At 38.7% G+C, this 18,959-nt stretch carries 17 protein-coding genes and 1 tRNA gene; 15 read left to right on the top strand and 3 right to left on the bottom strand.

The window, feature by feature from the left end:
- Positions 1–36: 36 nt before the first annotated feature.
- From rpsR to FNLLGLLA_RS01735, 12 genes are all read left to right on the top strand, one after another.
- Positions 37–267, top strand: a complete 231-nt coding sequence (rpsR, locus tag FNLLGLLA_RS01680; protein WP_174892193.1) for a 30S ribosomal protein S18 — start codon at positions 37–39, stop codon at positions 265–267.
- Between the two features lie 425 nt (positions 268–692).
- Positions 693–1,379: a carboxymuconolactone decarboxylase family protein gene (locus FNLLGLLA_RS01685; RefSeq protein WP_021147750.1), complete on the top strand. Its 687-nt coding sequence runs from the start codon at positions 693–695 to the stop codon at positions 1,377–1,379.
- A gap of 191 nt (positions 1,380–1,570) precedes the next feature.
- Positions 1,571–2,230: a tRNA (guanosine(46)-N7)-methyltransferase TrmB gene (gene trmB / locus FNLLGLLA_RS01690; RefSeq protein ID WP_174892194.1), complete on the top strand. Its 660-nt coding sequence runs from the start codon at positions 1,571–1,573 to the stop codon at positions 2,228–2,230.
- A 1-nt stretch (position 2,231) separates the two neighbouring features.
- Complete coding sequence (locus FNLLGLLA_RS01695) at positions 2,232–3,557, top strand: FtsW/RodA/SpoVE family cell cycle protein (protein WP_120055569.1); 1,326 nt, start codon at positions 2,232–2,234, stop codon at positions 3,555–3,557.
- Positions 3,558–3,685: 128 nt separating this feature from the next.
- On the top strand, positions 3,686–4,969 hold the full coding sequence (uraA, locus tag FNLLGLLA_RS01700) for a uracil permease (protein ID WP_174892426.1): 1,284 nt from the start codon (positions 3,686–3,688) through the stop codon (positions 4,967–4,969).
- Between the two features lie 199 nt (positions 4,970–5,168).
- Complete coding sequence (locus FNLLGLLA_RS01705; RefSeq protein WP_012863916.1) at positions 5,169–5,633, top strand: NfeD family protein; 465 nt, start codon at positions 5,169–5,171, stop codon at positions 5,631–5,633.
- 36 nt (positions 5,634–5,669) lie between these two features.
- Entirely contained in the window at positions 5,670–6,626 is a 957-nt protein-coding gene (floA, locus tag FNLLGLLA_RS01710; protein ID WP_004693762.1) for a flotillin-like protein FloA, read from the top strand.
- Positions 6,627–6,634: 8 nt separating this feature from the next.
- Positions 6,635–7,291 carry a hypothetical protein gene (locus FNLLGLLA_RS01715; protein WP_156697144.1) on the top strand — a complete coding sequence of 219 codons (657 nt, stop codon included), beginning with the start codon at positions 6,635–6,637 and terminating at the stop codon, positions 7,289–7,291.
- 252 nt (positions 7,292–7,543) lie between these two features.
- The gene (locus FNLLGLLA_RS01720; RefSeq protein ID WP_156697145.1) at positions 7,544–8,275 is read left to right on the top strand and encodes a sortase; all 732 of its coding nucleotides are present in this window, start codon (positions 7,544–7,546) and stop codon (positions 8,273–8,275) included.
- Positions 8,276–8,329: 54 nt separating this feature from the next.
- Entirely contained in the window at positions 8,330–9,268 is a 939-nt protein-coding gene (locus FNLLGLLA_RS01725; RefSeq protein WP_156697146.1) for a hypothetical protein, read from the top strand.
- A gap of 148 nt (positions 9,269–9,416) precedes the next feature.
- On the top strand, positions 9,417–10,010 hold the full coding sequence (locus tag FNLLGLLA_RS01730) for a DNA glycosylase (protein ID WP_008602839.1): 594 nt from the start codon (positions 9,417–9,419) through the stop codon (positions 10,008–10,010).
- 223 nt (positions 10,011–10,233) lie between these two features.
- On the top strand, positions 10,234–11,520 hold the full coding sequence (locus FNLLGLLA_RS01735; RefSeq protein WP_332057514.1) for an MFS transporter: 1,287 nt from the start codon (positions 10,234–10,236) through the stop codon (positions 11,518–11,520).
- 78 nt (positions 11,521–11,598) lie between these two features.
- Here the strand turns inward: FNLLGLLA_RS01735 and pepT are convergent, their stop codons facing one another.
- Positions 11,599–12,822, bottom strand: coding sequence for a peptidase T (gene pepT / locus FNLLGLLA_RS01740; protein ID WP_156697147.1), 1,224 nt, complete (start codon positions 12,820–12,822; stop codon positions 11,599–11,601).
- A gap of 246 nt (positions 12,823–13,068) precedes the next feature.
- Here pepT and FNLLGLLA_RS01745 point away from each other — a divergent pair, with 246 nt between their 5' ends.
- The 3 genes from FNLLGLLA_RS01745 (at position 13,069) to mmuM (ending at position 17,245) form a co-directional block, all read left to right on the top strand.
- Positions 13,069–15,006 carry an OPT family oligopeptide transporter gene (locus tag FNLLGLLA_RS01745; RefSeq protein WP_004697976.1) on the top strand — a complete coding sequence of 646 codons (1,938 nt, stop codon included), beginning with the start codon at positions 13,069–13,071 and terminating at the stop codon, positions 15,004–15,006.
- A 351-nt stretch (positions 15,007–15,357) separates the two neighbouring features.
- Positions 15,358–16,143 carry a basic amino acid ABC transporter substrate-binding protein gene (locus tag FNLLGLLA_RS01750; protein WP_156697148.1) on the top strand — a complete coding sequence of 262 codons (786 nt, stop codon included), beginning with the start codon at positions 15,358–15,360 and terminating at the stop codon, positions 16,141–16,143.
- 76 nt (positions 16,144–16,219) lie between these two features.
- Positions 16,220–17,245: a homocysteine S-methyltransferase gene (gene mmuM / locus FNLLGLLA_RS01755; protein WP_232055001.1), complete on the top strand. Its 1,026-nt coding sequence runs from the start codon at positions 16,220–16,222 to the stop codon at positions 17,243–17,245.
- A gap of 96 nt (positions 17,246–17,341) precedes the next feature.
- Here the strand turns inward: mmuM and FNLLGLLA_RS01760 are convergent.
- Together FNLLGLLA_RS01760 and FNLLGLLA_RS01765 are read right to left on the bottom strand one after the other, a co-directional pair.
- Positions 17,342–17,432 (bottom strand) — tRNA-Ser (locus FNLLGLLA_RS01760).
- Positions 17,433–17,648: 216 nt separating this feature from the next.
- Positions 17,649–18,884 (bottom strand): FprA family A-type flavoprotein, encoded by a 1,236-nt coding sequence (locus tag FNLLGLLA_RS01765; RefSeq protein WP_156697149.1) that lies wholly within the window; start codon positions 18,882–18,884, stop codon positions 17,649–17,651.
- Positions 18,885–18,959 lie beyond the last annotated feature (75 nt).

Genomic DNA, 18,959 nt, shown 5'->3' on the forward strand with positions numbered 1-18,959 from the left:
CAGGGACTCCTACTAATTCGAAAAGGAGGATTCGCAATGAGAAGAGATAGAGGCAGAAAGCCAAGAAGAAAAGTATGCATTTTCTGTGCAGACCATATCGATCAAATCGACTATAAAGATGTTGCTAAACTTCGTCGTTTTACGACTGAACGCGGTAAAATCTTACCTCGTCGTATTTCCGGTACTTGCGCAAAACATCAACGCAAATTGACTACATCTATCAAACGTGCACGTGCAATTGCTTTATTGCCATTCACTGCTGAATAATTGATGAATCAAGGCGGTACAACCATTTGGTTGTACCGCCTTTTTGCGTTCTTTGGAACGGCTATATAATTTTAATGATTCTATTTTTCTAATGGATCATAAACCGAAATGGTAGAAAATTATAGTTGTAAGGAATATTAGTATGTTACGATAGTCATTAATCTCTTTGATAAAATAGTAGAGGTGCATTTTGATGTATTGTTAAGTGTGGTTTATAAATATATAATTTTTATAGATAAATATATATAATTTATTAAAAGATTATAGATTTTTTTCGAATAGGACTATAAAAATTAGATGAAGTATTATATAATAATATCTACAGTATGTATTACAGTAGAATAGTAAAATAAATCCATTGATAATGTACGTTACTATTGCAGTATTATACAATTAGTATTAATGATAAGGGAGATTGTAAGACTTTGAAAAGAGTATTAACCTTAACATTAGCCGTGGCCATCGTTGCCGGTGGCTATATGTTTGAGGCTAATGGGGCGGGAGAACAACCTTCTAAACAGGCACCATCTATATCTGAGATAAATATATATACGCCAAAAGAGCTTAATGCACGTCAGAAAGACTTGGTTGAAATCGGCCGCTATACTGCGTCTGGTGATCAAGGTGCATTAAAGAGTGCAATTGCATCTGCTATTGAGCGAGGCACGTTGACGCCGCAAGAGGTGAGTATTGCCATTCGTCAACTTTACTCTGCTGCGGGCTTGAAACAAATGAATGCTGCTTTAGCTACATTTGATCAACTACGTGATGAACGCCCTGAGTTTGGCGATGAGTACGAAAAATTGGTTCCAAAGCAAACAGGACTTAGTGCTTTATTGGGGAATGGCACTAATGGGGCACCTTTAACAAAGCCGAAAGCTGAGGAAACAAAAGAGGGGGTTCAATATAATACGTTCCGTATGAAAAAACCAAAACCTCAAAATCGTAATCGTTCACGTTTAGGTAAATTGGACCGTGAATTGGTCGCTGCGGCAGCACTAGGTACTCGAGTTGGTAAAAATAATCTTTTCACTGCAGCTGAAAAGAGTTTATCTGAACTTGGCCTAAGTCAATATCAAATTGAAAACTTAGAAGCTATGATTTTCCAATAAAATGTAGACCTACTTCTTTCGGAAGTAGGTCTTTTCTTATGGCTTTTACGTTCACAGTTCCATTGATTAGGGTTAAATCCATAGAATGTAATTGACGTTTAAGGTCCCCTTTTCTATAATTAATAAGATAGGTATATGACCTGTAATAATAAATATAAATATATTATTAAAAATAGATGTAAGGAGAAAGTATGCGCCTTCGTAGAAAACCATGGATTGATGAAGCTATCCACGAATATGACTCTCACATCATTTTGTCTGGTCAAGAAGAGCACAAAGGCAAATGGCGTGAATTATTTGAGCATCCTGAGTACCCATTATATATGGAACTAGGGACGGGGAAAGGTCGCTTTATTGCGGGGATGTCTGAAGCGTATCCAAATGCTAACTTCGTAGGTTTTGAAGTACAAATGGGTGTTATCTATTATGCAGCACAAAAAATCTTTGAAGGAGAGCGAAACAATGCAAAGGTCTCTCTATTTGATATTGCAGGTATCGAAGAGATAGTGGCACCTGGAGAAGTTGATCGTTTCTATATTAACTTCTGTGATCCTTGGCCTAAGGCTAAACATGCAAAACGCCGCCTTACATATCACACATTCCTTGATCGTTATGCCCGCCTTTTGAAAGATGGTGGAGAAGTTCACTTTAAGACAGATAATGAAGGGTTGTTCATGTTCTCTCTTGAAGAGTTTAAAGCGTGTGGTTGGGAGCTTAAAAATGTAACGTATGATTTACATAGCACAGACCTTCCAAATGTAAAAACTGAGTATGAAGAGAAATTTAGTAAAAAAGGACAACCTATTTTTCGCTTAGAAGCAATTAAGCCAAAAGTTCAAAAGGAGGCTTAACATGCAAACACCGAATAAGGGGGATAGTCGGTGGGGCTCACTCTTTAAAAATGATTTACAAGGTATGCTCTTACCTATTCTTCTCATTACAATTATAGGCAGTGTAAATATCTTTAGTGCTACGTATATCAGCTCTATCTATGAAAATACGGGATTACTAGGATACTTTTTAAAACATATGACATTCTTGTTTTTGTCTATGGCGGCTGGTGTTATATTGTATCGTTACGATTACCGTAAGTTACAGAAGCCTCACATGTTGCAAAGAATTATGATTGCTACACTAATTGGTATGATTTTGGTTCTTGTGATTGGTGCAGTCATTAATGGTGCGCGTCGTTGGATTGTTATTGGGCCTGTATCGATTCAACCTTCAGAATTTGCGAAATTGGCTGCCTTGATATGGACGTCGGCTAAATTGAGTACCATGCGGAAATGGGGAAAACCAAAGCATACTAACCCTCTCATTAATTTACAAGGTTATTTTAGTGAACGTATAAGTTATATGTTGCCCATGTTAATATGGCCAATTATATTTGCAGGCTTAACAATCTTGCAACCAGATATGGGCACGACCGTACTGATTTTTGGCTTTTCCTTTGTGCTCATTTACTTAGCGGGCTTTGATGGAAAATTCTTTGGCGGAGCGTTTGCGATAGCTGGATTTCTTGGCTTTATTGCAGCTCGCATGTCACCATATCGCTGGGAACGTATTCAATCTTGGTTTGATCCTTGGCCTCATGCGCAGGATATGGGGTATCAAACAGTTCAAGGGCTGTTGGCCGTAGGTTCTGGCGGTATTTTAGGCGAAGGCTTTATGCAAGGTACATCAAAGTATTTTTACTTACCAGAAGCACATACGGACTTTGCCTTTGCTGTATGGGCCCAAGAAATGGGTTTCATTGGTGCAGTGTTTGTTGTCGTTCTGATTGCGGCTTTTACCTATTTTGGGTTCCGCATTTCTAATAAGGCTCGTGATGAATTCGGGAAATGGTTAGCAATGGGCATAACATTGCTTATCAGTGGTCAGGCTTTGTTTAACATCGCCATGGTATGCGGTATCATGCCTGTAACAGGGGTACCATTACCGTTTGTTAGTTATGGGGGCTCTTCATTATTGATGAATTTCATGGCTATTGGGTTGTTGGCAAGCATTGGTCGTCGTAATGTAGAAGGGGTAAAACAAGTTGGTACAGCTGAACCATTACCATCTTTGCGTGAAGAAACACAAAGTCGTTTTAAGCCTGCTGCTACGACGCGTACTAATAAGACAAATATGCCTGGACCGTTTAAACCACGGCCTTCTAAAAAGTCGACTCGTAGATAGACTAAATTTGAACGTTAATATCTAACGTATGTATCATAAGATAAATCTGTTTGTGTAAATTCATAGAGTATATTTAAGGACTGTACTATATGAACTTAGCATCGTTATATTGTGTGTGAGGAGAAATGATGAAAGATTATATTGATATTCAAGAACGCCCATCATGGGGCCGAATGTTACCACTTAGTTTTCAACATTTATTTGCCATGTTTGGCTCTACCGTATTGGTACCGTATTTATTAAAAGTAGACCCTGCAACAGCATTGTTTATGAATGGTATTGGTACATTATTATACTTATTCGTGTGTAAGGGTAAGATTCCTGCATATCTTGGTTCCAGCTTTGCTTTTATTGCGCCTGTAGCAGGTGTATTATCTGCTGGTCTTGGCTATGAAGCAGCAAAGGGCGCCTTCGTTATATTTGGTCTATCTTTTGTTATTTTATCTGTTCTCGTCCGTTATATTGGTACGCGTTGGATTGATAAATTATTTCCGCCAGCTGCTATGGGTGCTATCGTAGCGATTATCGGCTTAGAATTAGCGCCAGTAGCGATGAGTATGTCTGGCCTTATCGGTAATCAAGATTTAGGCATGAGCCATAGTCAAGCTGTTATTATCTCTATGTTTTCCTTAGTTGTTACCTTACTAGGAACTGTTGTGTTCCGTGGTTTCTTAGCTGTTATTCCTGTTCTTATTGGTGTTGTATCCGGTTATGTATTGTCTGCTGTGATGGGAGTTGTTGACTTCTCTGGAGTAGAAGCTGCTCCTTGGCTTTCATTGCCTCAGTTCTACGGCATGCCTGTGTTTGATATCAATGCGATTATCATGATTATGCCGGCGCTCTTCGTAGTATTTGCAGAGCATGTTGGTCATTTAGTTGTTACTAGTAATATTGTCGCTAAAGACTTGATGAAAGAGCCAGGTCTACAAAGATCCTTGCTTGGTGATGGCCTTGCAAATATTCTTTCTGGTTTCTTTGGTGCTACACCAAATACGACGTATGGTGAAAACATCGGCGTACTTGCAATTACTCGTTGTTTTAGCGTATGGGTAATTGGCGGTGCTGCAGTGCTTGCGATGATTATATCCTTTGTTGGTAAAGTGGCAGCACTTATTCATGCTATCCCAGTACCTGTTATGGGTGGGGTTTCTATTTTATTGTTCGGTATCATCGCAGCATCTGGCTTGCGTATGCTTGTAGAACGTAAAGTAGACTACACAAATCCTGTTAATATGATTCTTACATCCGTTATCCTTGTGGTAGGTCTTAGCGGTGCAGAACTCGCAGTTGGTCCTGTTGTATTAAAAGGGATGGGTCTTGCCACTGTAGTAGGTATGGCTATGAGCATTAGCTTGTTAATCCTTCAAAAAACAGGCGTTGGCAATGACCAATTGAAAAAAACAGAAGTATAATATCATGGCTCTTTAAAATCTTGGAATATAACCTTGAGATCATAAAGTAAATTGATTTGTACTCAGTATAATAAACGACTACTGAATCAGGTTGTACCTGCGCAAGTAGTCGTTTTTATTTAGTGTCTTTATAATTTATCCTCAATATTGTATAATGAACATATCAGTTGTATAAAATTAATTTAAGAGAGGAGGCCCTATGGAGTTTTTGATATGGATGGCTATCGGCGTTGCCTTGATGGCGGTAGAACTCGTAGTACCAGGCGGTATTTTAGGTCTTATCGGTTATTGCGCATTCCTGTGGGGCGTTTATGTAGCTCTTGGGGAAGGCACAGTAGCATTGTATGCCGTGCTAGGATTAACAGCCTTGTTAATTGTCATTATCATCGTGTTCTTTAATCACTTTGAAAAGACTTGGATAGGCAAATTGTTTACCTTAGGGCAACGATCTACGACAAAAGCTGGTTATGTATCTAATGATGTATTAGAAGATTTGGCTGGCAAGGAAGGCGTAGCTCATACAACACTGCGCCCTGCAGGTATTGCTAAAATTAATGGTAATTTGGTAGATGTTGTAACCGAAGGTGACTTCATCGATGCCGGTTCACCTATTGTGGTGCTTCGCGTTGTAGGTGGCCGCAATATTGTTAGAAAGCGTGATTAAGCTTTCACAACATCGTTGTAAATAATGGAGGTTATTATGGATGTAGGTATTTTAATTTTGATTCCCATTTTGCTGATTGGTATTATGGTATTCTTATATGTTGTGCCATTAGGACTTTGGGTATCTGCTCTAGCAGCGGGCGTTAACGTTGGTATCTTTACACTTGTAGGCATGCGCTTACGTCGTGTAAATCCATCTCAAATCGTAATGCCTTTGATTAAAGCTAATAAAGCAGGTCTTGATGTGAATGTAAATCAGTTGGAAGCTCATTACCTCGCAGGTGGTGACGTTGACCGCGTTGTAGATGCTTTGATTGCCGCTGAACGGGCATCTATTCCGTTGACCTTTGAACGTTCCGCAGCTATCGACCTCGCCGGTCGTGATGTATTGGAAGCGGTTCAAATGTCCGTTAATCCTAAAGTGATTGAAACTCCAATTATTTCTGCGGTAGCAAAAAATGGTATTGAATTGAAAGTTCGTGCTCGTGTTACTGTACGTGCGAATATCGATCGCCTCGTTGGGGGTGCTGGTGAAGCCACAATTATTGCCCGTGTAGGTGAAGGTATCGTAACGACTGTAGGTTCCTCTGAAGAACATACAGATGTATTGGAAAATCCAGATCACATTTCCCGTACTGTATTGGGTAAAGGCCTTGATGCGGGTACTGCATTCGAAATCTTGTCCATCGATATCGCTGACGTAGACGTGGGACGTAACATTGGCGCTCAATTGCAAACTGACCAAGCGGAAGCGGATAAGAAAATCGCTCAAGCTCGTGCGGAAGAACGTCGTGCAATGGCTGTTGCTACAGAACAAGAAATGCGTGCTAAAACACAAGACATGCAAGCTAAGGTTGTGGAAGCACAAGCTGAAGTCCCTAAAGCATTGGCAGAAGCTTTCAGAAATGGTAATCTTGGCGTTATGGATTACTACAATATGAACAATATTATTGCAGACACTAAAATGCGTGAAAACTTAGCAGATGGTGAATAGGAGTAGCTATGGACTCTATTTTGTCTTCAGTGCTATCCATCTTTTCGCATAATCCAATCTTTGTTTTAGGTATCATAGCGTACATTGCTTTTTCCATTATAAAAAATAAGAATACTGAAGAGTCTGAAGAGTATGATGAGTATGAAAGCTCTGGTGGCGGAACTTGGGAAGATATGGAGCGCGAATATGGCATCTCCATAGAACGCAAGGTAGATGAACCGTCTATGGATGATTTGTCTAAGGTTGATGACTTTTATCGGGACTCTTATGAAGATAAACCGATTGTAAATCAGCAACCAGAAGCACCATCGAAAACTATGGAGGACATACATTTCAATGAAGAGGCTGCAGCAGCTCAACGAGATATTGAAGCCTTATCAATGAAAAGTTCCAGTAGCAATCCGAGTTATACTACCAGTAAGACTCGCTTAGATAGAGAAGCTGTTACGGGGCCGACCTTAAGTGAAAGACTAGCTGAGTTTAAACGAGATAAAGCAGCTAAAGAGGGGCAAGTTCTTATTGAAAATGTAGGCATTACAACTGCGCCTACTGCTCTAGCTGCGACTTCAACTCGCGGTCGTAAATCTAATCATGCTTTAAAAGAGGGCATGAAATGGTCCATCATTTTAAGTAAACCTAAAGCTCTTGAACGTAGATACCGTTAATGAAGTAATCTATTTATAAGTGTATAAACTAATTATGGTTTTATTGGAACATAAATAATAATGGATTGTGCACTGATGTGGTATAGCAACCATACTGTCACATATCATAATGTGGGGCATATAATTACATATTGAAAGAGGTTCCTATTGGTCACCTATGTGACTATTAGGAACCTCTTTTTTATTGTTTTTTCTTAGTGAAACTTTCACAATAATAGGGGAAGGAGTTCGTTTATAAGGAAGGGCAAAATTATGTATCGAAATGTGCGTGTTATACCAAAACAGCTGTTGCAGCAATTATATATAGAGAAACAATGGAGCGTTCGCGATGTGGCGGATTATTTTCAATGTAGTGTTGATACCATCATGCGCCGTATGAAAGCGTACGATATCGAACGGAGGCCTCTGAAGAAAGAAATCAATATGGTCCATGTACAAGCTTTGTATGAGACCGGTAAGTGGTCGCTCCATTCATTAGCAAAGCGTTATGATGTGTCTATTACGACGATAGCGAATCGCTTGAAAGAATATGGATTGGCTTGTCAGCAATCAAATAAAAACGTCTCTATAGATGTAGTACGTATATGTAGGGCTTATAAAAGTGGAAATAGTACAGATGCCATTGCTCGTATGTATGGTATATCGCGATGGAAAGTTCACCATGTATTGCGGCATATGGGAAATTGCTTACTTCCTAAAGTTCGAAAGCCTATGCGTGTAGAGGAGATGGCTTATTTATATATTCATCATCACATGAGTACAGATGACATTGGACTGGCTTATGGGATACGTGGTTCTACAGTGGCAATGTATTTGCGAGAGCAAGGTATAGAAATAAGGGCAAATACTCTTGATCTAGACGAAAATAAGATTAAAAAACTCCGTGCTCAAGGTTATGGAGTTGCAAAGATTGCACAGGCGATGGGTTGCTCTACCTCTGCTGTGCGAAAGCGTCTAGCTATGAAAAAATATATCTCTCCTTGATGTAGTGTGGTAGATACTATATACTTAAATTTATACAATGATGGGAGGAATATTATGCTCGAAATTATATCTGCTTTAACACCGTTTTTATTACTGGGCTTAGTGGCTGCTGGTTTATCTCGCCTTTCTGGGGTAGCCTTATCTATGGTTGTAGTACCAACTTTATTGATTTGGGGTGCAACTGCGGTTGACGTAATCGCCTTTATGTTGCTCTTTGTGGTGTACAACAACTTCACTATGGAAACACAAGATATTCGTTTAGATTATAAAGATCTTGTCTTATTCCCTAAATGGCGCTTGTGCATTCCCTTCATTTTGAGTTTGGTAAGCGCGTTCTTTGTTCCTGCTGCAGGCATTGCTGTTTTTATGGCTTGCTTTGTTTTAGAGTTATTGGCTACTGTGTATAAACGCATTCCTGAAAATAAACGACCTCGTTTACAGCGCGTAATAGTAGCATCGATTTTGAGTGCTGTTGTAACAGCTGTAGGTGCTTATATAGGTCCTAAAATTCCTAGTGAATTCTACTTTGTCTGTGTAGGCTTAGCCATTTTAATCATTACAGACTTTGCATGGTATGCCGGCAAGCATAGAGATGCTTTTAGAAACATATGGGATAGCATTTGGGCTGGTTTTAATATATTCTTAGGCATGTTTGGCATAGAGGCTTCATATTATCCAGCTGCACTTACGCGATCTATTCCAAATCCAATGGATCGCATGTTGCCTATGGTTACTGTAGTAGGTGGCTATGCAGGCCTTATGGTAGTATTCGGTTTTTATAACATTTTTTCTATACCGTCTTTGATTACAGCTATTGGTGCTGCTATAGGGATACGCCTCTTTGGTATGTATGAATTTCCTCGTAATGGCAGTTTCTCTTATTTAGCAATCGGTTTTGCCGTGGCTGCTGTAATTTGCTTGTATCTCGTATCTCCGACACCAGTTGGTTTCGATCATATTAATACCTTAGTTTCTCAACCAATTGGCCAATAATAATAGATAATGTAAGTCTATTGATATATTTTAATGAGTTCTTTAGTTGCTTTCACCTAGGAGCTAATTGGATTATAATGTGTGATATATCTCATATATTGTATTGAAAATTAAGTTCATATTAGAATGTGAAAGGAGTTGATGCTATATGGCAGAAACAATTGAAACAAGACCATTCCCTCCATTCTTACCAAAGAAGGCGACAGTCATGATGATGGGCACATTTCCTCCAGAACAATCAAAACGTGCTATGGAATTCCATTATCCAAATTTCCAAAATGATATGTGGCGTGTATTTGGCCTCGTATTCTTTGATGAAAAAGATCATTTTAGAAATGGTGAGGAAAAAGCGATGGATCCTGAGAAGATCAAAGCCTTTTTGTCTGAAGCTGGAATTGCATCTTGTCCTACTGTTTTGAAAGCTATTCGCGAAAAAGGGAATGCATCTGATGCATTTCTTAAGGTCGTTGAACCAGTTCCACTTGCGGACGTACTGGAGCAAATCCCTGACTGTAAGCATATTGGTACAACAGGCGGCAAGGCTACGGAGATTTTATTGAGCCTTTTACCAGAAAAGGTTAAATTACCTAAAACTGGTGAAACAATTCCTTTTGTATTTAATGGTCGGGAATTGACATTGACACGTTTGCCATCTACATCACGTGCCTATCCGTTGAGTCTACCGAAAAAGGCTGAAGCGTACAAGAATTTCTTCAAAGCTTGTGGTCTAAAAACAAAATAAATATTTAAAGTAGCACCTTTAATAGTTGGCTTTGAGTCTTTTGGTCTCATCTGTCGCTATTGAAGGTGTTTTTATATCGTAAAAATATATGAGATATTAAAATGGAGATTAATGCTTGTTTATTGTGAATATGTAGTTTGTTATAAATAAAATTGATAAGATATATAATATATTAATTCTTGTTTTTTATAATGAGAGGTTTATAATTAATCGTTGTCGCAAACTGGTTGACAATAATTTAAAAAATGGAGTTGATAATATGGATAAGGCTAAGGAGGCCTTGTGGACAAAATCCTTTGTCCTTGATACTTTGATTAATTTCTTAGTATTTTTGATTTATTATTTATTAATCGTTATTATTGCGGTTGTAGCAAAAGATAATCTTCATGCTACGGCTAGTCAAGCGGGACTTGCTGTTGGTATATATATTATTGGCACCGTTGTAGCCCGTTTGTTGGCAGGGCGGTTTATCAGTATCCTAGGATGTCGTAAGATGCTCTATTTAGGGTTATTGATTTACTTGATTTCAACAGCTATGTATTTCTACACACCTAATTTACTAATGCTTGATAGTGTTCGCTTCTTAAATGGTTTTGCTTATGGTATTACATCTACTGCTACAAGTACTATCATAGCTGCTATTATTCCTACGTCACGTCGAGGGGAAGGGATTAACTATTATGGCTTATCTACTTCTCTTGCCGCTGCAGTAGGACCATTCTTAGGTATATTGATGCTTCATAGTCTTGGTTATGATTTTATCATTGCATTCTGTGTTGTACTTATCATCCTTTGCGGTATTGGCTCTGTAATCATGAAATTTAATGAACCTAAACTTGGTATCGAATCTGAAGGACATAAGGGCATTAGAATTTCGGACTATATTGAACCACGGATGAATTCAATCAGTCTTGTTTCCATTTTAGTCGGCTTTGCCTACTCTGGCGTTATTGGCTTTATGGCGGCTTACACAAAAGATCTAGATCTTATTATGGCGGGCACTTTCTTCTTTGTTGTATATGCCGTCGTTATTACTATAACAAGGCCATTGCTTGGCATTGTTTTCGATATGAAAGGGGAAAACTTCGTTCTTTATCCTTGTTTTGTATCCTTAGCACTTGGTATTTTCTTATTATCCATCGCTCACTCCACATGGCTTGTGCTTTTATCGGCTGTGTTTGTTGGCCTTGGATATGGTACATTTATGTCCAACGGACAAGCTGTTACTGTTAAGATAGTACCTGTTCATCGTATTGGTGTTGCCACATCTACATACTTCATTGCCTTGGATATGGGGCTTGGCTTTGGCCCCTATATTTTAGGTGCCGTTAAAGAGGTTGTAGGTTATGCTAGTATGTTCCATGTAACTGTTGTTGTTGCGCTCCTTGCGCTGGTTGCCTATTATTTATTATATGGCCGTTATGTGGGGACTGAGAGAGACCTCTCGTTGAAAGCTCGCGCTGAAGAAGAAGAAATTAGGAATCGCAAACATAATGGTAAGCTTGCGTAAAATGTAAAATAAAAGGACTATACGAGCCTAGGCTCGTATAGTCCTTTTTGGTTATCTAGTACTGCTTTGCTAATATTATTATTTTTCAATATTTACAATATTAACGATAACTTCAACAGCTTTTTTCATATCATCGATACATGCGAATTCATGACGACCATGTAGATTTTCTACGCCTGTAAAAATATTTGGTGTAGGAATGCCCATGAAGGAGATTTTGGATCCATCTGTGCCACCGCGAATAGGATCACAAATAGGTGTAATTCCAGCTTTTTTCATTGCTGCTTTGGCTACGTTTACGCATTCCATATTGTCTTTGATGATATCGTACATGTTATAGTATTGGTCTTTTACAGAGACCTCACATACTTCACGCCCATATATTTCATTCAATGTTTGACCTGCTTGTAAGAAGAATGCTTTTTTTGCTTCGAACAATTCCTTATTATGGTCGCGGATAATATAGTTCATTTTGCCGGTATCTACTTGTGTTTCCATGCTCATGAGCATAAAGAAACCTTGGCGACCACATGTGTGCTCAGGAACAGCTGCTCCTGGTAATAAAGCGTCAAATTGCATAGCTAGTTTAGCACAGTTGATCATAATGCCTTTGGCAGTACCTGTGTGAACAGAAACACCTTTCAGGGTAACGGTACCGCCAGCTGCATTAAAGGTTTCATATTCGAGTTGGCCTAGGCTTTCACCATCGATAGTGTAAGCATAGTCTACAGGAAATTGTTTAACATCGAAGTGGTCAGCACCAGTACCGATTTCTTCATCTGGACCGAAAGCACACATGATTTTACCATGTTTGATTTCTGGGTGAGATACGAGATAGGCGAGGGCTTCCATGATTTCACAGATGCCAGCCTTGTCATCACCACCAAGAAGTGTTAGACCATCGGTTACAACTAAGGACTTGCCAATGTAATTTTTTAGGTTAGGAAAATCTGTACGACGGGTGAAGATTTGATGTTCTTCGTTAAGGCAAATATCACTACCATCATAGTTTTCTACGATACGAGGCTTAATATTTTCTGCGTTATAATCAGCTGTATCCATATGGGCAATGAAGCCGATGGAAGGAGTTTTCTCATCAGTGTTAGCATTTAATGTGCCGATGACAAAACCATTTTCACGATTATAAATAACCTCATCTAATCCTATTGCTTTTAAATCTGGGACGAGCACATTCGTAGCAAAGTCTACTTGAGTTTGAGTACTAGGAATGGTTGTACTTTCCTCATTAGACCGTGTATTTATGCTCGTATAGCGTACAAAACGTTCGACCATTGATTCCATAATGAGCCTCCTCGTAAGTAAACATACGTGTTATACAGGGCAGTATACGATACCGTTACATAATAGAGATTCTTAATATACTTTCATTGTAGAACAGGGACGCCAAAAATGCAAAATAATTATTTATAGGGGGTGTATTGTTTTATTCGCATAGTGCATAGAAAACCATTGAACCATGTGTAGTACCGTGTTAGTATAAAGGTGAATAGTTATACGTTTGTACTTTTTCTGTGAGGAGGTTTTACTATGTCGGACGAGGTTCGTTCCATTCCACCCATAGAACCGGTGTTAGATCCTAAGAAAGATTACGTAGAGATTAACTCATATGTAGTCTTCTGGGGCTTGTTCTATGCGGCAGTTTTCACACTGGCTGTTGGCTATTTATGTTTGAAAATCGGTCAAACAGTAGATGCTTTTGCACCAGTATCTGTACTTGCTATGGGTACAGCAGTTATTTTAAAGCGACAAAATGCTTTTGCCGAAACGGTACACATTCAAGCTATCGCTAGTTCTAGTACGAACACATTAGCAGGGGCTATGTTCTTTTTGCCAGCCCTTTACATCTGGAATGTAACAGATGTATCCTTTGTACAAATGGCGATTCCTATCATTCTTGGCGGCGTTTTAGGTGTTTTATTATGCGTTATGTTCCGTCGCTATTTCGTTGAGGAAATGCACTATGTGTATCCGTTCCCAAGTGGTCGTGCTGCAGCGGAAGTATTGATGAGTAATGAAGGTAGCAAAGCAAAACTTATGCTTGGCTCTGGTTTAATTGCTCTCGTGTATGACTTTATTCTTAATAGTTTGGGGTGGTGGCAAGAGGTTATTCGCACTGCTACCTTTAAGTGGGGGGCAGCTCTTGCAGATCAAACTAAGCTAACTGCAGCGGTAGATACTGATGCAGCATTGCTTGGCCTTGGTTATTTCACGGGCCTTCGCTATGCGGCTATTATTGCAGCCGGTTCTTTCTTCTCTTGGTTTGTATGTATTCCGATTGTGTACTATTTAGCACCTGAACATATTATGCAAATTGGCGGTCATGCAGTTCCATTGGGCGAGGCCCCAATTCGCAAGGTATTCCTCGATTATGTTCGTCATATTGGTATCGGCATGCTCGCTATGGCAGGCATTATTGGTTTAATTACAATGTCTAAAGTGGTAGCAAATGTTGTTAAAAATGCAGTGCTTGATATCTTTAGTTCTAAAACTGTAGATGTTAATTTGCTTCGTACACAACGTGATGTACCTACATCTTGGATTGGTGCTGGCATCTTGTTATGTACAGTTTTATTTGCAGCATATTTCCATTTTATGTATGCTGAAAGCTTCGGACAAACAATTGTAGCATTCTTAATTGTTCTTATTATGTCATTCCTATTATCTGTAGTGGGGATTAGCTCCATCGCTTATACAGGTACAGAACCAGTTTCAGGTATGACAATCTTTATGATTATTATCTCCGCTGTATGCTTAACCGCAGCAGGTATGACTGGTAAGGTCGGTATGATAGCAGTCCTCATGATGGCATCCTTTATTGGTACTACTATTGGGATGGCTGGTAACTTTATGTCTGAACTTAAGGTGGCACATATGACAGGTGCTACACCTAAGAAAATGGAACAATGGCAAATCGTTGGTACTATTCTTTGTGCCGTACTTTCTGTAGGTGTTATGATTCTTTTAAACGATGCTTATGGATTTGTAGGAGATCATGCATTAAATGCACCTCAAGCGAACGCTATGGCCGCAATCATTGAGCCAATGATGACTGGTGGTAGTGCTCAATGGCCTCTTTACATGGCTGGTGCATTATTTGCAATTATCTTGTGGATGGTAAGAGTTCCGCCGTTGGCATTTGCCTTGGGAACATACTTGCCAATGGAAATTAATACACCATTACTTATCGGAGGTTTGATTGCGTATCTTGTACAAAATAGTACAAAAGATAAAGAATTGGCAGATCTTCGCTTCTCCAAAGGTAGTACAATTGCCTCTGGTCTCGTAGCCGGTGGTGCGATTGGCTCTTTATTCAGTGCAGTGCTTCGCATTGCAGGTGTTGATGTATTCGCTCAAGCTTGGGTAGAAACACCTGAAGCGACATATCTCAGTATCGTAATGTATTTATTACTCTGTACGTTCTTGTACAAGGTAGCTATGTATATAAAAGCTAAACATGCTAAATAAATTACATACTATATATCCTAAATGAATTGAATAGCTTATTTATTCTATAAATAACCAGGAATCCTCCATTTTGGAGATGACCGCCTTTATCAAGTTTCATCTATGCTTGGTAAAGGCGGTCTTTTTATATACTTAGGAATGTTATTTTCGATATAGCTAAAAACTATATCAATTCAATACCTATTGGTATAGTTGGATTTATTGACCCGTACTATATCGAATGTTATCATAAAACTATAATACCTTTAGAGGTATTATTTTTATTATGCTCATAAGTGTAAGTATAAATATATTAGTTGATTAAGAAGAACTCTGTTTCTAGATAGAACGGAGAGAAGTAAGGGTAATAATATGAAATTTAAGAAAATAGCAGCTCTATTAGGGGCTTTCACCATTGCTAGTAGTTTATTAATCGCAGGCTGTGGTAATGCGGGTAATAGTCAGAAGGCATGGCGCGTAGGTACTGATGCGACCTATGCACCATTTGGTTTTAAAGACAGAGATAGTGGTAAATTAGCTGGATTTGATATTGATATTATCAATGCGATTGCAAACGAAGAGGGCATAGAAGCAGATATTCAAAATCTAAACTTTGATGCGCTTTTACCAGCATTACAAAGTAATACCATCGACATCGCCATTTCGGATATGACTATTTCTGAAGAACGAGCAAAATCCGTTGATTTTAGTAAACCGTACTATATTGCAGGTAATGGTCTCGTTGTGAACATTGATAACACCAATATTAATAGTTTTAAGGATTTAGAAGGTAAGCGCATTGGTGTATCCATCGGCTCTACAGGGGCAGAAATCGCTAGCAAAGTTCCAAATGCTGATGTGCGCCAGTTTAATATTATCGTTGATGCTTTCTTAGAACTACAAAATAAAGGCGTTGATGTAGTTATCAACGATACACCAGTAAACGAATATTATGTTAATGGTAAGGGCAAAGGTATCGCAAAGGTTACTGGAGAGGATTATGATGCGGCACCACTTGGTATTGCTGTGAAAAAAGGCAATACAGAGTTGCTTAATAAAATCAATGATGGTTTGGCTAAGATCAAAGCAAACGGTAAATACGCAGAAATTTATAAGAAATGGTTTGGTAAGGAGCCTCCAGCAGAGGTATTAAAATAGTTTGTAGATAGTACCAGAATGTATTATTTGATATAATATGCTAGGTAAGCCTCGTGTTATATGAGGTATGTATAGAATGGGTGATATGATGGCTAAACGAAGTGCATTTTTAGATATTATTAAGGAAAAGGGCGCCCTCGTCTTAGATGGAGCTTTAGGGACCGAATTAGAGCGTTATGGCTGTGATATTCAACATAAGTTGTGGTCTGCTAAGGTTCTCATGGATCAGCCAGATATCATTAAGAAAATACATATTTCTTATTTAGCTGCGGGTGCCGATATCATTCAAAGCTCTGGCTATCAAGCGACAGTAGCAGGATTTAAAGGTTTAGGTTATGGCACGGAAGAAGCGATAGAGCTCGTTAAACTATCTGTTTATTTAGCCGTGCAAGCTCGTAATGAGTTTTTAGAAGCAAAGGCGAATGGGGCGCTTACATTGCGTGGTATTAAGCTCGGTGAAGACACTCCTGAGGGGGTTAAATATTTTTCTGAAGGTGCTTTACCTAAACCGTTGGTGGCAGCCTCTGTAGGTCCTTATGGCGCTTTCTTGGCGGATGGTTCTGAATACCGTGGGTATCCTGATGTACAAACAGAATATCTAGAGGTATTCCATATTCCTCGATTAGCGTTATTCTGTGAAGAAAATCCAGATATATTATCCTTTGAAACCATACCGTCTTATGCTGAAGCGATCGCTATTGCGAGAGCTATGTCTGATCCGTTTACATCCAAAGGTATTCCTGCATGGATTGCTTTTTCCTGTAAAGATGGGCACCATGTTTCTAGTGGCGAAACCATTATTAAATGTGCACAAATGATTGATAAGGTACATCCTATTACAGGGATTGGCATTAATTGTACCAGACCGGAATATGTAGAATCATTGATAAAAGATATTCGTACTGTTACAGATAAACCGATTGCTGTATATCCTAATCTTGGTGAAAGCTATGATAGTAAAACTAAAACTTGGTATGGCGATGCTGCATCATTTGTAGACTACGTTGAGGTATGGCGAAAAGCTGGAGCTGAAATCATTGGTGGCTGTTGTAGAACAACACCTGAAATTATCGGTGATATTGCAAAGAAAATTCACAACTAATATAGTGTGATATACAAAAAGCTATTCGAGTATAATTCGAATAGCTTTTTCTTTATATGCAAATAAAAAAGCAGTGCGAAAGCACTGCTTTTACTATGGCGGAGAGACAGGGATTTGAACCCTGGGTACGGGATAACCGCACACATGATTTCCAATCATGCTCCTTCAGCCGCTCGGACACCTCTCCATGTATTCTGTTGTGTAACAGGTACTTGTATAGTATATGAAAAAGTTAGATTTATGTCAAGCAAAAAAATAGTAGAATTATTGCATATTTACAAGGCTTTTAAAATATAGTATTTGATCTCAATAAATGGATATAAACCAAAAATCATAGCTTGGTTTTAGGCGTATAAAATGTGGTATATAAAAAGAAAAGCCGCCTAAATAGGCGGCTCTTGTATTAGAATACGTCTTTAATTTCAGCAGCTTCAATGGACGCTTTGATATCGTCTGCCATTTTTTCAATTAATGGAAGATCTTCTTCTTTCAAAGAGGATTTGATATCTAGTGGTTCGGAAACGATTTCAATGTCTTTGAAATCATTTTCGAAATGGGAAACCATTGTTTTCATCGCAGCGGAAGCCCAAGAGTGGTTACCGATGATGGATACTTTATGGTTTTGGAAGTTAAGGGCTTTTAATTCATGGATAAAGTTTTCCATAGTAAGGTATAGATTCAAGTTATATGTAGGTGCGATAGTTACCAAGTTCGTATATTTCCAAGCATCGGAGATGATGTAAGAAGCATTAGTTTTGGAAACATCGTAAATTTTGATATCTGTAACGCCACGTTTGGATAGTTGTTTAGCTAATTGTTGAGCAATAGCACGAGTATTGCCGTACATGGAACCAAAAGCGATAACAACACCTTTTTTCTCAGCAGTATAGCTGGACCAATGTAAGTATTTGTGCGTGATATATTGGATAGATTCAGGGGTGCGCCAGATTGGACCATGAAGTGGAGCAATGCGTTTGATATCAAGATTAGAAATTTTACGAAGCGCATTTTGTACTTGAGGTCCGTATTTACCAACAATATTTGTATAGTAACGACGGGCTTCTTCTTCGTATGTAGCTACGAAATCGGTTTGGTCAGCAAAGATATTACCATTAACTGTACCGAATGTACCAAAAGCATCTGCAGAGAACAATGTGCCTGTAGATTTTTCGTATGTACAAGTTACTTCAGGCCAGTGAACCATAGGCATAGTGTAAGAAACTAAAGTATGTTTACCTAAACAGATTTCATCGCCTTCTTTAATTTGATGGTATTGTTCTGGTTTTGGAGTGTTATAGAATTGCTCAAACATGCGGAATGTTGTAGCATTACCTACCATTTTACAATTTGGATACCGTTCCAATGTTTCCAATAATGTTTGGCAATGATCAGGTTCCATATGGTTTACGACGATGTAATCAAGTTCACGACCATTTAAGAGGTGAGTCAAGTTGTCGAAGTACTCTTCACGAATTTCAGCATCTACAGAGTCTACCACACAAGTTTTTTCATCGTCGATGAAATAGCTGTTATAGCTAACACCATTTGGAATAGGAAATAAGTTTTCGAAACGTTCTGTTGTCCAGTCATTACTACCAATCCAGTAGATATTATGAGTCATTTTCTGAGCACAATGCATAATAAAATCCTTTCTTAACCCACACTAGGTATGTATAGCTTTACATGAGAACTCATGTTTGTAAATATAGTATCA

It is taken from the genome of Veillonella parvula (genome assembly GCF_902810435.1).
In the GTDB taxonomy this organism is placed as follows: Bacteria; Bacillota; Negativicutes; order Veillonellales; family Veillonellaceae; genus Veillonella.